Source organism: Aminobacter niigataensis (genome assembly GCF_014200015.1).
In the GTDB taxonomy this organism is placed as follows: Bacteria; Pseudomonadota; Alphaproteobacteria; order Rhizobiales; family Rhizobiaceae; genus Aminobacter; species Aminobacter niigataensis.
On sequence record NZ_JACHOT010000002.1, the window covers coordinates 429,955 to 442,923 of the forward strand.

Consider the following 12,969-nt stretch of genomic DNA (forward strand, 5'->3'; position numbering starts at 1 on the left):
TGCACCCGTGGAGATAGAGTTCACGGATGAAAGAGACGATTCGCATCATCGGCATCGACCCCGGGCTTCGGCGCACCGGCTGGGGCATCATCGAATCGCTCGGCAATTCGCTGCGTTTCGTCGCCGCAGGCACCGTACGGTCCGACGACAAGGCCGCGCTTGCCAGCAGGCTGTGCCAGTTGCACGACGGTCTTGCCGACGTGATCCATCGCGAGATGCCGCATGAGGCCGCCGTCGAGGCGACCTTCGTCAACAAGGACGCCACCGCCACGCTGAAGCTCGGCCAGGCCCGCGGCATCGCCATGCTGGTGCCCGCACGCGCCGGGCTGGCGGTCGCCGAGTATTCGCCCAACGCCGTCAAGAAGGCGGTGATCGGCGTCGGCCACGGCGACAAGAAGCAGATCGCCATGATGGTCAAGGTGCTGTTGCCCAAGGCCGGTTTCGACTCGGCCGACGCGGCCGACGCGCTGGCCATCGCCATCTGTCACGCGCACCATCGCCAGAGCCCGGCCTATCGGCTTGCAGCACTGGCCGCTCAGGCCTGATGTTCTTGACTTGTTCCGGCCATGGGGACATTCCTTCCCCGTAAGAGAAGGGATGATTCCATGCGGGTGACGAGCAAGGGACAGGTGACGATTCCGCGCGATCTGCGCGAAACTTTCGGCATCGGCGCCAACACCGAAGTGATCTTCGGCATCGAAGGCGGCAAGATCACCATCGTGCCCAAGGACGACATCAACAGATTGGCCGATCGCGACCGGCTGGACCGGTTCCTGGCTATTCTCGACCGCCTCGAGGGCGCGGCCGACCCAGCGAGCAGCCCCGACGAACTGGCGGCGCTCGCCAGGGAGCGCTGAAGGCAGCCGCTCCATGTTCTTGACTTGTTCTCATGCGGCAGCTAAGTAATACCTACGAGGTATTACCATGCGCGTGACGACAAAAGGCCAGGTGACCATCCCCAAGGAGATCCGCGACCGTCTCGGCATCGAGGCCGGCTCGGAGGTGGATTTTGTCGTGTCCGACGACGTTGTCACACTCGTTGCCCTTCAAGGCGACGAGGCCCGGCAGCGCCGGGCGAAGGCCATCGGTGCCTGGGCAGACAAGGTAGCCGGAACGATCGACCTCGGCGGCATGACAACCGATGAATATATGGACTGGCTGAGGGGGCCGCGCGATGACCTCGGTCCTCGTTGATTCCAACATTTTCCTGGACATGTTCCAGGGCGGCGCGACAAGCAACTGGTCGCGAGGCAACCTCGTGAAAGAAGGAAGCGTCGCCGCACTGGTCGTAAACCCGGTAATCTGGTCGGAGATCTCGGTTCGGTTTCCGGCGGAGGCCGACCTCGTCGATTCTCTGGCCGGACTTTCGCTGCACAAGGCGCTGATCCCTTATGAAGCCGCTTTCATGGCCGGTAAGGCGCATCTGGCATATCGCCAGAATGGCGGAACGCGCGAACGCACCCTGCCCGATTTCCTCATCGGCGCGCATGCGCAGGTGGCGGGGCACCGGCTGCTGACGCGCGACGCCACGCGTTACCGCAGCTATTTCCCCGACCTCGACATCATCGCACCAGACACCCATCCATGACGGGACGCACCAAATGATCGGCAAGTTGAAGGGCACCGTCGACGAGATCGGCGAGGATTATTGCGTGCTCGACGTCCATGGCGTCGGCTACGTCGCCTATTGCTCGGCGCGCACGCTGGCCGCCCTGCCCGGCGCCGGCGAAGCCGCAGTCCTCCATATCGAAACCTATGTCCGCGAGGACATGATCCGCCTCTATGGCTTCAAGGCCGAGCTGGAGCGCGAATGGTTCAGGCTGCTGCAGAACAATGTCCCCGGTGTCGGCGCCAAGGTCGCACTCGCCATCCTGTCGACGCTGGCGCCATCCGACCTCGCCAACGCAATCGCGCTGCGCGACATCGCCATGGTCAGCCGTGCGCCCGGTGTCGGCAAGAAGGTCGCCGAGCGCATCGTCACCGAACTCAAGAACAAGGCCCCGGCCTTCGCCGGCGAAGCCTCGGGCACCATCGGCCTGAAGCAGGAACTCGGCGAGGGCGTGGCCCCCGCCCCCATCGCCGATGCGGTTTCGGCGCTGGTCAATCTCGGCTATTCCCGCGACATCGCCGCCAATGCCATTGCCGCCGCCATGAAGACGGCCGGCGAGGATGCCGATTCCTCCAAGCTGATCCGTTTCGGCCTGAAGGAGCTGGCGCGGTGACCATTGCAGCACCTCGATTTTCTTACTATATTGCCAAAAGTAAGTATTCTGGTCAGGAGTAAGAACTGTGGGTGCCGAAGCCACCTTGACCTCCAAGGGCCAGCTCACCATTCCGAAAGACGTGAGAGACATGCTGTCGCTGAAGCCCGGCGATGCCATCGCCTGGACCGTTGTTGACAACCATCTCGTCGGCACGCCGCGTAATCTTGCCTTCGCCGACCTCGCCGGCATCCTTGGCGACCCGCCCGGCGGGCCGGCAACGCTGGCGGAAATCGACGAGGCGGTTCGCGATGCCGTGGCAACGCATGCACTTGGCAAAGATTTGGCGGGGGATGCCCCGTGACGCAGGTCGGCATCGACACCAACATTCTGCTGCGCATGGTGCTGAACGACGACCCCGATCAGCAGGCGAAAGCACTCGCATTCGGGAGCGGCCTGAGCGAGGAGACCCCCGGGTTCATCAGCCTGATTGTGCTGGTTGAATTCAGTTGGGCTCTTGCATCGCGTTACCGGCAGACGAAGGACCAGACCTTGACCACCATTCACAGGCTGCTGAAGGTGAGGACGCTCGCCTTCGAGGACTTCGATGCGGTCGTCCGCGCGCTGGAGCGCGCGGCCGCCCCGCAAGTGGACTTTGCCGATGCGTTGATCGCCGAGCACAATCTGCAACTCGGCTGCTCGCACACGGTGACGTTCGACTTGTCTGCCGCAAAGTCCATCCCATCCATGGAACTGCTTTCGTGAACACGCCCACCCGCCTCATTACACCTGAAAAGCGCGGCGAGGACGCCGACAACAGCCTGCGCCCGCAGACGCTCGACGATTTCGTCGGCCAGGCGGCTGCGCGCGCCAACCTGAAGATCTTTATCGAGGCGGCCAAGGGCCGTGGCGAGGCGCTCGACCACGTGCTGTTCGTCGGCCCGCCCGGCCTCGGCAAGACGACGCTCGCCCAGATCATGGCGCGCGAGCTCGGCGTCAATTTCCGCTCGACCTCAGGCCCGGTGATCGCCAAGGCCGGCGACCTCGCAGCCCTTCTGACCAATCTCGAAGAGCGCGACGTGCTGTTCATCGACGAGATCCACCGGCTCAACCCGGCGGTCGAGGAAATCCTCTACCCGGCGATGGAGGACTACCAGCTCGACCTGATCATCGGCGAAGGCCCGGCGGCTCGCTCGGTGAAGATCGACCTCGCCAAATTCACGCTGGTGGCCGCCACCACCCGCCTCGGCCTGCTGACCAACCCGCTGCGCGACCGCTTCGGCATCCCGACCCGGCTCAATTTCTACACCGTCGAGGAGTTGGAGCTGATCGTGCGCCGCGGCGCGCGCATCCTCGGCATGCCGCTCGCCGACGACGGCGCCATCGAGATTGCGCGGCGTGCCCGCGGCACGCCGCGCATCGCCGGCCGCCTGCTGCGCCGCGTCCGCGATTTCGCCTCCGTCGCCGGTTCCGGCCCCGTCGACCGCAGCATTGCCGACGAGGCGCTGTCGCGACTTGAAGTCGACGCACTCGGCCTCGATTCGCTCGACCGGCGCTATCTCTCGATGATCGCGATGAATTTCGGCGGCGGTCCTGTCGGCATCGAGACCATCGCGGCCGGCCTGTCCGAGCCGCGCGATGCCATCGAAGACATCATCGAGCCCTATCTGATCCAGCAGGGCTTCATCCAGCGCACGCCGCGCGGCCGCATGCTGACCGCCAACGCCTGGAAGCACCTTGGCCTCGAAATCCCGCGCGACCTCGCCGTGCAGCAGATCAACCTGTTCCAGGAAGAGGAATGAGCCCGGCTGGCTATCGTCCCGGGCTGATCGCCGACATCGTTCGGCTGCACGCCGAATATTACGCCCGCGACTGGGGTTTCGGCCTGCCCTTCGAAGCCAAGGTGGCAGGCGAGCTTTCCACCTTCATGCGCGATTTCCGGCCGGGCCAGGATTTCTTCGCAGCCGAATACGACGACGATGGCGCCCTGCTGGGCACGATCAGCATCGAGGCGCCGACCGCAGTCGAGCCGTTGGCGCATCTGCGCTGGTTCATCACCAGCGACAACGCACGCGGCACCGGACTGGGGCGCCGGCTGATGGGCGCAGCGATCGAGCATGCCGACATGAAGGGCTTTCCCAGGGTCTATCTCACGACCTTCGCCGGGCTCAGTCCCGCGCGCCACCTCTACGAGTCCTTCGGCTTTGCGCTTGTGGCGGAAGAAGAACGCGACCAGTGGTCCGGCGGCGTGCGCGAGCAGCGCTTCGAGCGCCCGAGGACGCGGTAGCCACGCTCAGTTCTCCCTCCCGAACATCCGAGAAGTGGCCCGCCTGCCGGGGAGAGAACCTATTCCTTTTCCACCGGGAACGGTGTCGGCTCCCAGATCCGAGCAAACCCCTTGGGCAGCCTGGCGATACGCATCGCCTCCCAGGCCGCAAGCTGTCGGGCGATGCCGGCCCTGTCGCCTTTGTCCAACAAGGGACCGAGCGCATCAACGACCGAAGCCACTTCCGCCTCGGCAAAGCCGGGAATGCACCACAGGGAGCGACCGTTCCTGAGATCGTCGAGCTTGGCACGTGCAGTATCGAGATCGCCGCGCGCGGCATGCAGACAAACTCCGCGCAGTTCGTCGATCTCGAAACGGCGATACGGGAGCGGCTTGGTTTCGACATAAGCGACCAGATCGTCGAGCGTCTCGATGCTGCGGAAGATGGGCAGGATATCTCGCTCCAACTGCGTGACGAGTTGGAGAACTCCTTCGGGATCCCAAGTGAAAAGCCCGGGCGTTTCCCGGTCGATTCGATCGCCCCAGTTAAGGGGGAAATTGCCGACAGGTTCACAAAAATGGGTCACAGCCCATTTCGGAACAAAATACTCATCGTGATTGCGAGTCAGGATAATGACGCCTCGCAGCACATGCCGTATTGGCTTCATGACAAGCCAGCGACCGATAATCTCGAGATCCGTGTGGCGGGTCAGAAGCGGCTTGATATGACGCTTGATGAGTTGCGAAGCCGTCATTCGTAAGGCCTCACTTCGATTATGATGATCGGGCGACCATGAAAAGCAAGCCTCCTCGCAAACTCGATCGCCCGGCTGCGGCTGAGACCTCTGCGCCCCGTCTTTAGATCATAGACACAGATCGGACCAACATTTCGATCTTCCAGCACATCGACGCGCACCGCACTGAAATCGATCGGAGTTTCCTCCATTCGTTTCAGCAATGACTGCTCTGAAGTCAGGGTTGGGTCTTTGAGCGTTAATATCTTCTTATGCAGTCGCGTGTGCACCGCTGTGCCGAAGACTGTCGCGCTCGAGTATGGGCCTGCGAGCTTGGCGTCTGACATGGCTTCGTTCGAAAGGCTCTGGACGAGTTCGAGCTTGGTGCAGACCTTCTCCGTCTCGGCGCGCGAGAGCATGCCGACGAAGCTCAACGATGTCAGCAACGACCCGTTCGGCCGAAACTCCTTCGCCGTGAAGGCCAAGCAGGCCCTTTGGTCCCGCGTGTTGCCAGCCGATAAACTGTTGTAGAGCTGTCGCCCAGCCTCGAAGGCTTGCCGAGCAACCGGCGCATTTGCGCGCTGGATGACTGGTAGCGACATCGGCCCTTGAGGGGTCCATAGCGTCTTGCTGACCGGAGTACCGGCACCGTCAAGCACGGTTTGGCTCGTGCCCTCGGTCTGGAAGACGAAACGCCGTCCACCTGGAAGGCTTACCGTGTGCCGTACATGCGGACCTCCCGGTCGGTTGGATAGTCCAACACGCGTCACGATCCGCGCGCGGTCGATGGCAGGTTTGCTTGAGGAAGCCGCCCCGGCTCTCTGGCCGGGTGTAATGCTTGGCGACGCTCGGGCGCCAGACAGATTTCGGTTCGGTCGCGAGCGCCCGGCACCTCCACCAGCATCGGTCCACTGGCCGCCATCATGATTGCCCGATGGCACTCTCGGTTGGGCGGGGTTGAAGCCTGCCTTCAGCCGCAGCCGCAGCAGTTTGACGTAGAGGTCGAGGCCGACATGCCTCGTGCGGAATTTCCTGAGAGCCGTCTCTTCATCGTTTGTGTTCGTCATGCTCGTCCCATCGCCAAGTCAAAGCGATGGTACAAGAAAATATTCCTACAATCAATGATTGAAGCGCCCTCTACTTCAATCCCCTGACCGCCTCCAGCACGTCCGGCTCGGCCTTCCGGCCCTCGAACTCGTCGACGATGCCGAAGGCGCCGCCATAGCCCCAGATCGACCAGGCAAAACCATGCGTCTCGGCGCGGGCGATCATGTCTTTGACATAGCCAGCCCGCCAGGCGCCGGGCATGACGAAGGGATTGCCGTATTCCTGGCGGATCATGCCGAACTCGCCGAGGTAGATGTTTTCGGGCGCAACGCCATGTTTCCCGGCCCAGTCGGCGACCAGGCGAAACGGCGTGTCGAGCAGCGCGTCGAGCTTGGCCTTGGTGTCCACGGTCGCCACCTGCTCGTCGAGATAGGACAACAGGCCGGAACGGCGCAACAAGGGTGCCTCGGCCCTGATCCTTTCCCTGACCTTGTCGAGCGCGGCGTCGAGCTCTGCGCGCAGCACGGAATGGGGCGGATAAGGCAGTCCGGTGACGTAGGGAATGAAGTCGCCGGCCCAGGTCGCGCCCTGGTGGGTGAGCAGGAACGGTGCATAGCTGTGGAAGGTCCAGATGATGTTGTCGTCCGGGATATCCTTGGGGTCGATGGCCGCGAGCCCTTCGGCGCTGGCCCAACAGCCGCCCGAAAGCACCAGCGTCAGCCGTGTCGCCGAGGCACGGGCAGCAGCATGGAGGCGCTTGAGGCGCTCGGGCCAGACTTTGGCTTGCCCTGGCTCGCAATCGACGACCGGCTCGTTCATCAATTCGAACGCGACCTGGGCCGGATCTTCCTTCGACAAGGTGAGCCCCATCTGACGGACCAGTTCGACATAGCCGTCGAACAAGGCAGGGTCATCCATCACCTCGGCCATGCCGATCTTGCGGTTGCCTCCGGCGGGAATGAGATGGAGATCGACGACCGCCTTGAGCCCGGCAGCGTTGATCTGGCGAGCGGATTCCAGAACGCTTTCGAACAATTCTTCGCGCAGCGCCGCAGTCTCTTCCGACAGGAAGACCGAGGGATCGACGGGAATGCGCACGACATCGAAACCGTCGGCCTTGAGTGCCTCGAGGTCGGCCGCGCCGAGCCGCTTGCGCCATTCCGGAAAGGGCAGGATGACCTCGGCGTCGCCCCAGCGGGACTCGTCGGGCCAGGTGTCCCAGATGTCGAGATTGATGCCGCGCTTCATCGAGAACGTCGCCGCACCGGCCGCACAGACCGACAGTGCCAGCGCCAGCAACGCCACAAGTGAGGTCTTGATCATCGCCACTATTGCTGCCATCCGGTTCGCTGCAGACAAGACTGGTGCCGAAAAGCCCCGAAAAAGGAAAGCCCCATGGCCGATCATGGTGAAGAAGACGCGCTGGCTGCCGGCCTTTCCGGTGCGCTGACGCCATTCGGCCATCGGCTGATGGCGCGGGTCTATTATGCCGACACCGACTTCTCCGGCGTGGTCTACCATGCGCGCTATCTCGAATTCTTCGAGCGCGGACGTTCGGACTTCCTGCGCCTTGCCGGCGTTCACCACACCGAGCTCGCCGACGGCAAGCATGGCGAAAAGATCGTCTGGATAGTCCGCCGCATGGAGATCGACTTCCGCGCGTCGGCCCGGATCGACGACGTGCTGACCGTCGACACCCGCACCGTGGATATCTCGGGTGCCCGCATCACCATGGCCCAGCAATTGAAGCGCGGCGACGAGGTGCTTGTCGAAGCCCGGGTGGAGGCGGCGATCGTCGGCGAAAACGGGCGCCCCAGGCGTTTCCCCAAGGACTGGGTCGAAGCCTTCATGCCGGGGCAATGATCGCCCGCACGGTCCCAGCCGATCACAAGCCCAGCCGATCACAAGATTGTGTGACACAAAAGCCGGATGGCTGCCCGTCCGCCTCGCCAAACCCAGTCGCCTCGGGCTATCGCATCAGCCAGGCCTTAAGTTCCTAACCCATCTTTAACCATAACGGTCCATTAAGGGAGCGGTGAAAGTCGTAAGGATTCCGAGCGGCCTTCCTTTCACCAAATTTCGTCCCGAAAAGGCCCAAAAGGCGCATTTTGGGGACTTCCGGAAGCTTCGCGCGAACGGGCCACGACGGGATGATGCGCAAGGGCTAGCCGAAAGCGGGCCCCGGAAATCTTAAGGACTGTTACAAGATGGAAAACCTACCTCTCGCCCAGACCGGCGCGGAATTGTCGATCTGGGCGCTGTTCTGGCAGGCCGGCTGGGTGGTCAAGCTGGTGATGCTGGGCCTGCTCGGCGCGTCGGTGTGGACCTGGGCCATCATCGTCGACAAGCTGGTCGCCTATAGCCGCATGCGCGCGGCGCTGAACCGCTTCGAACAGATCTTTTGGTCCGGCCAGTCGCTCGAAGAGCTCTACCGCAACCTTTCCGACCGCAAGACCACGGGCATGAGCGCGATCTTCGTCTCTGCCATGCGCGAGTGGAAGAAGAGCTTCGAGAAGGGCGCCAAGTCGCCGCTGGCGCTGCAGACCCGTATCGACAAGGCAATGGACCTGGCGCTGACGCGCGAGATGGAGCGCCTGGAAGGCCGGCTCGGCTTCCTCGCCACCATCGGTTCGGCCGCCCCCTTCATCGGCCTGTTCGGCACCGTCGTCGGCATCATGACCTCCTTCCAGGCCATCGCCGGCTCGAAGTCGACCAACCTCGCGGTCGTCGCACCTGGTATCGCCGAAGCGCTGCTGGCCACCGCCATCGGCCTGCTCGCCGCCATTCCCGCCGTCATCGCCTACAACAAGCTGTCATCCGACGCCGGCAAGATCGCTCTGCGGATGGAGGGCTTCGCCGACGAGTTCTCCGCCATACTCTCGCGCCAAATCGATGAAAAAGTCGCGCCGCGGGCCTGAGGAGTAGACCATGGGTATGTCAGTTAGCGCGGGCGGTTCGGGCCGCGGCGGGCGCGGCCACCGGCGGCGTGGCCGCCATCACGGACTAATGTCCGAAATCAACGTGACGCCGTTCGTCGACGTCATGCTGGTGCTGCTCATCATCTTCATGGTGGCAGCGCCGCTGATGACCGTCGGCGTGCCGATCGATCTGCCCGAGACCGCAGCCAAGGCGCTGAACTCGGAAACGCAGCCGATCACCATCTCGATCAACGAAGCCGGCCAGATCCACATCCAGGAAACTGAGATCCCGATCGACGAGGTCGTCGCCAAGCTCGGCGCCATCGCCAAGGCCGGCTACGAGGAGCGCATCTATGTGCGCGGCGACAAGACCGCCGACTACGGCACGGTGATGAAGGTCATGGCCCGCATCCAGGCCGCCGGTTACAACAAGATCGGCCTCGTCACGTTGCAGGAACAGGACCAGTAGCCCGCAAAATGAAGACCGGCCTCACGACATCTGTGGTTCTGCATGCAGCGATGCTGGGCTTCGGCCTGTTCACGCTGTCGGCACCCAGCGCCCTCGAAGTCGCCGACGTCGAGGCGTTCCCGGTCGACATCGTGCCGGTGGAATCGATCACCCAGATCCAGAAGGGCGACAAGAAGGCCCCGGTCAATGAAAAGCCGGCGCCCAAGCCGACAAGCCGACCCGACATCGTGCCCGACGCCCAAAATGTCGGCGACAACAAGATCGACAGCGACAAGCCGCCGACGCCCGAGCCGACCCAGAAGGAGGTCGACGTCGCGGCTGCTCCGCCGCCCTCGCCCAAGCCCGAGCCAAAACCAGCCGAAAAGCCCAAGCCCGAGCCGGCCAAGCAGGCCGAGCCCAAGCCGACGCCCGTGCCGGCGACGGAAGTGACGCCCGAACCGCAGCCCAAGCAGGACGTGAAGCCGGACCCGGTTGCCGAGACGATCGTCAACGACCAGGCCGAAGCGGAAGCCGTGAAGCTGCCGGAAAACGCCCCGGCGCCCGAGGCCAAGCCCAAGCCGCCGCAGGCCCAGACGGCCAAGACACCCGACCGCAAGCAGGACGACAAGCAGGCCCAAGAGGCCGCGTCGAAGCCGAAGTCGGAAGAGAAGGAATTCAACGCCGACGAGGTCGCTGCCCTGCTCAACAAGCAGAAGCCCTCGGGTGGCGGCGCCAAGCGCTCGACCGAACAGGCATCGCTGGGCGGCAAGAAGGACACCGGCGGCAGCAAGCTCAGCCAGAGCGAGATGGATGCGCTGCGCGGCCAGATCCAGCGCTGCTGGAACGTGCCGGCGGGCGCCATGGATGGCGGCGCGCTGAAGGTTTCGGTCCAGTTCAAGCTGACGCAAACCGGCGAGATCGAAGGCCGGCCCGAGATCATCTCCGGTGGTGGCGCCGCCGGCATCGAACGTGCGGCAGCGGAATCGGCGCGTCGCGCCGTACTGCAATGCGCGCCCTACAACCTTCCCGCCGACAAATACGAAGCCTGGGCGGATGTCATCGTCAACTTCGACCCAAGCGAGATGTTCTGAGCGCCTGGCGCTCACCCGGAACTAAGAGGCCTGTCTTATGAAGCATGTAATCAAAGCGATCCTTCTGATCGGCGCCATGGCGAGCGGCATGACCGCATTCGCCACCTTGCCCGCTCGCGCGCTGGTCGAGATCGACGTCAACAAGGGCAATGTCGAGCCGCTGCCGATCGCCATCACCGACTTCCTGTCGGGCGATGCGATGGGCGCCGAGATCGCCGGCATCGTCGCCGCCGACCTGCAGCGTTCGGGCCTGTTCTCACCGATCGACAAAGGCGCCTTCATCGAAAAGATCTCCAACCCCGACGTCGCGCCGCGCTTCGACGACTGGAAGGTCATCAACGCCCAGGCGCTGGTTACCGGCCGCGTCAGCCAGGAGGCCGACGGCCGGCTCAAGGCCGAGTTCCGGCTGTGGGATACCTTTGCCGGCCAGCAGCTTGCCGGCGAGCAGTTCTTCGCCAACAAGACCAATTCGCGCCGCATCGCCCACATCATCGCCGACGCCATCTATGAGCGCCTGACCGGCGAAAAGGGCTATTTCGACACCCGCGTCGTGTTCATCGACGAATCGGGCGCCAAGACCGCGCGCAAGAAGCGCCTCGCCATCATGGACCAGGACGGCGCCAATGTGCGCTATCTCTCGGACGGCCGTTCGATGGCCATGACGCCGCGCTTCTCGCCGACGCGTCAGGAAATCACCTACATGTCCTACGAGAGCGGCCAGCCGCAGGTCTATCTCCTGCAGATCGAGACCGGCCAGCGCGAACTCGTCGGCAACTTCCCCGGCATGACGTTTGCGCCGCGCTTTTCGCCCGACGGCCAGAAGGTGATCATGAGCCTGCTGCGCGACGACGGCAATTCCAACGTGTTCTCGATGGACCTGCGCAGCCGCACCACCACGCGCCTGACCAATTCCAGCGCCATCGACACCTCGCCTTCCTATTCGCCTGACGGTTCCAAGGTCGTCTTCACCTCCGACCGTGGCGGCCAGCCGCAGATCTACGTCATGGGCGCCGACGGCTCGGGCCAGACCCGCGTCTCCTTCGGTGGCGGCAGCTATTCGACGCCGGTGTGGTCGCCGCGCGGCGACCTGATCGCCTTCACCAAGCAGTCGGGCGGCCAGTTCCAGATCGGCGTGATGAAGACCGACGGCTCGGGCGAACGCATCCTGTCGACCGGCTTCCAGCAGGAAGGCCCGACCTGGGCGCCAAACGGCCGCGTCGTGATGTTCTTCCGCGACCAGCCCGGCGGCGGCGGTCCCAAGCTCTATTCGGTCGACCTCACCGGCCGCAACGAACAGGCGATCCCGACCTCGGGCTTCGCCTCCGACCCGGCCTGGTCGCCGCTGCTCGACTGAGCAGCCTGATAGTTAACCTAGCGCCCCAGGCGCGACGAAAGGACCAGGCGGCGTCATTTGCCCAATGACGCCGCCTTTCTGCCGTATTTTCGCCTACGGTGCGCGGCGAAGTGCATGTTCGACGACTGCCGTATGCGGGGACGCTACAACGAGCGGCAACGAAATTTTAACCATGTTTCTTGAATGCCGGTTAACCCCAACGTGGTTACTGGATGTTCAACGAAATCACTTGAATGCGAAGGAGAGGCGGGATGCGCCGTATCGCAAAATTTGCAACCAACCCCGTGGTCGTGGCGCTCATCGCCTCGCTGGCGATTGCCGGCTGTGCCTCGAAGAAAACCCCTAACAACGCGGCCGATCTCGGCCTCGGCGGCAGCGCCGGTGCAGCGACCCCGGGTTCGTCCCAGGACTTCACCGTCAATGTCGGCGACCGCATCTTCTTCGACACCGACTCGTCGTCGGTTCGTGCCGATGCGCAGGGCATCCTGAGCCGTCAGGCCCAGTGGCTGAACCAGTATCGCCAGTATGCGATCGTGGTCGAAGGCCATGCCGACGAGCGCGGCACCCGCGAGTACAACCTGGCCCTCGGCGCCCGTCGCGCCGCAGCCACCCGCGACTACCTGATCTCGCAGGGCGTTGCCTCGAACCGCCTGAAGACGATCTCCTACGGCAAGGAACGTCCGGTCGCGGTTTGCGACGACATCTCCTGCTGGTCGCAGAACCGTCGTGCTGTCACGACGCTCTCCGGCGCCGGCAGCTGAGCGGTCGAAAAGCGACACAGTTGAACGAAAGGCGGTCTTCGGGCCGCCTTTTGCTTATCTGGACGACTGAAACAAAATTTGGCCGAAGTCTCCGGTCCTGATAAACGACGAGAGCGCATCGGCGCGAAGCAACCATTTCCGTTCCACGG

At 63.6% G+C, this 12,969-nt stretch carries 18 protein-coding genes; 15 read left to right on the forward strand and 3 right to left on the reverse strand.

Annotation, left to right across the window (positions count from 1 at the left end; all coding sequences use genetic code 11):
* The first annotated feature begins 26 nt into the window (after positions 1 to 26).
* From ruvC to GGQ99_RS12005, 9 genes are all read left to right on the forward strand, one after another.
* A complete protein-coding gene (gene ruvC, locus GGQ99_RS11965; protein ID WP_108606530.1) occupies positions 27 to 545 on the forward strand; it encodes a crossover junction endodeoxyribonuclease RuvC in 519 nt (172 codons plus the stop codon).
* Positions 546 to 605: 60 nt separating this feature from the next.
* Positions 606 to 857, forward strand: a complete 252-nt coding sequence (locus GGQ99_RS11970; RefSeq protein ID WP_183262709.1) for an AbrB/MazE/SpoVT family DNA-binding domain-containing protein — start codon at positions 606 to 608, stop codon at positions 855 to 857.
* 67 nt (positions 858 to 924) lie between these two features.
* Positions 925 to 1,194 (forward strand): AbrB/MazE/SpoVT family DNA-binding domain-containing protein, encoded by a 270-nt coding sequence (locus tag GGQ99_RS11975; protein WP_183262710.1) that lies wholly within the window; start codon positions 925 to 927, stop codon positions 1,192 to 1,194.
* Positions 1,175 to 1,588: a type II toxin-antitoxin system VapC family toxin gene (locus GGQ99_RS11980; RefSeq protein ID WP_183262711.1), complete on the forward strand. Its 414-nt coding sequence runs from the start codon at positions 1,175 to 1,177 to the stop codon at positions 1,586 to 1,588. Before GGQ99_RS11975 ends, GGQ99_RS11980 begins: the two co-directional genes overlap by 20 nt.
* A 13-nt stretch (positions 1,589 to 1,601) precedes the next feature.
* Positions 1,602 to 2,222, forward strand: coding sequence for a Holliday junction branch migration protein RuvA (gene ruvA, locus GGQ99_RS11985; RefSeq protein ID WP_183262712.1), 621 nt, complete (start codon positions 1,602 to 1,604; stop codon positions 2,220 to 2,222).
* A gap of 67 nt (positions 2,223 to 2,289) precedes the next feature.
* On the forward strand, positions 2,290 to 2,565 hold the full coding sequence (locus GGQ99_RS11990) for an AbrB/MazE/SpoVT family DNA-binding domain-containing protein (RefSeq protein ID WP_183262713.1): 276 nt from the start codon (positions 2,290 to 2,292) through the stop codon (positions 2,563 to 2,565).
* Positions 2,562 to 2,966, forward strand: coding sequence for a type II toxin-antitoxin system VapC family toxin (locus GGQ99_RS11995; protein WP_108606524.1), 405 nt, complete (start codon positions 2,562 to 2,564; stop codon positions 2,964 to 2,966). The genes GGQ99_RS11990 and GGQ99_RS11995 overlap by 4 nt, the downstream gene beginning before the upstream one ends.
* On the forward strand, positions 2,963 to 4,003 hold the full coding sequence (gene ruvB / locus GGQ99_RS12000; protein WP_183262714.1) for a Holliday junction branch migration DNA helicase RuvB: 1,041 nt from the start codon (positions 2,963 to 2,965) through the stop codon (positions 4,001 to 4,003). The genes GGQ99_RS11995 and ruvB overlap by 4 nt, the downstream gene beginning before the upstream one ends.
* Positions 4,000 to 4,488: a GNAT family N-acetyltransferase gene (locus tag GGQ99_RS12005; RefSeq protein ID WP_183262715.1), complete on the forward strand. Its 489-nt coding sequence runs from the start codon at positions 4,000 to 4,002 to the stop codon at positions 4,486 to 4,488. Before ruvB ends, GGQ99_RS12005 begins: the two co-directional genes overlap by 4 nt.
* 59 nt (positions 4,489 to 4,547) lie before the next feature.
* On the opposite strand, the gene GGQ99_RS12010 is transcribed toward GGQ99_RS12005, so the two are convergent.
* The 3 genes from GGQ99_RS12010 to GGQ99_RS12020 form a co-directional block, all read right to left on the reverse strand.
* The gene (locus GGQ99_RS12010) at positions 4,548 to 5,222 is read right to left on the reverse strand and encodes a hypothetical protein (protein WP_183262716.1); all 675 of its coding nucleotides are present in this window, start codon (positions 5,220 to 5,222) and stop codon (positions 4,548 to 4,550) included.
* Positions 5,219 to 6,268, reverse strand: coding sequence for a hypothetical protein (locus tag GGQ99_RS12015; protein WP_183262717.1), 1,050 nt, complete (start codon positions 6,266 to 6,268; stop codon positions 5,219 to 5,221). Before GGQ99_RS12015 ends, GGQ99_RS12010 begins: the two co-directional genes overlap by 4 nt.
* Positions 6,269 to 6,338: 70 nt before the next feature.
* A complete protein-coding gene (locus tag GGQ99_RS12020; RefSeq protein ID WP_183262718.1) occupies positions 6,339 to 7,589 on the reverse strand; it encodes a glycoside hydrolase family 5 protein in 1,251 nt (416 codons plus the stop codon).
* 54 nt (positions 7,590 to 7,643) lie between these two features.
* On the opposite strand from GGQ99_RS12020, the gene ybgC reads away from it, so the two are divergent.
* From ybgC to pal, 6 genes are all read left to right on the forward strand, one after another.
* Positions 7,644 to 8,111: a tol-pal system-associated acyl-CoA thioesterase gene (gene ybgC, locus GGQ99_RS12025; protein WP_183262719.1), complete on the forward strand. Its 468-nt coding sequence runs from the start codon at positions 7,644 to 7,646 to the stop codon at positions 8,109 to 8,111.
* A 344-nt stretch (positions 8,112 to 8,455) separates the two neighbouring features.
* Positions 8,456 to 9,166 (forward strand): protein TolQ, encoded by a 711-nt coding sequence (gene tolQ, locus GGQ99_RS12030; RefSeq protein ID WP_183262720.1) that lies wholly within the window; start codon positions 8,456 to 8,458, stop codon positions 9,164 to 9,166.
* Between the two features lie 10 nt (positions 9,167 to 9,176).
* Positions 9,177 to 9,635, forward strand: a complete 459-nt coding sequence (tolR, locus tag GGQ99_RS12035; RefSeq protein ID WP_183262721.1) for a protein TolR — start codon at positions 9,177 to 9,179, stop codon at positions 9,633 to 9,635.
* An 8-nt stretch (positions 9,636 to 9,643) separates the two neighbouring features.
* Positions 9,644 to 10,705: a hypothetical protein gene (locus GGQ99_RS12040; RefSeq protein WP_183262722.1), complete on the forward strand. Its 1,062-nt coding sequence runs from the start codon at positions 9,644 to 9,646 to the stop codon at positions 10,703 to 10,705.
* A 76-nt stretch (positions 10,706 to 10,781) separates the two neighbouring features.
* Positions 10,782 to 12,059, forward strand: a complete 1,278-nt coding sequence (gene tolB, locus GGQ99_RS12045) for a Tol-Pal system beta propeller repeat protein TolB (RefSeq protein WP_246389581.1) — start codon at positions 10,782 to 10,784, stop codon at positions 12,057 to 12,059.
* A gap of 251 nt (positions 12,060 to 12,310) precedes the next feature.
* A complete protein-coding gene (gene pal, locus GGQ99_RS12050) occupies positions 12,311 to 12,820 on the forward strand; it encodes a peptidoglycan-associated lipoprotein Pal (RefSeq protein WP_108606516.1) in 510 nt (169 codons plus the stop codon).
* The last annotated feature ends 149 nt before the right edge of the window (positions 12,821 to 12,969 follow it).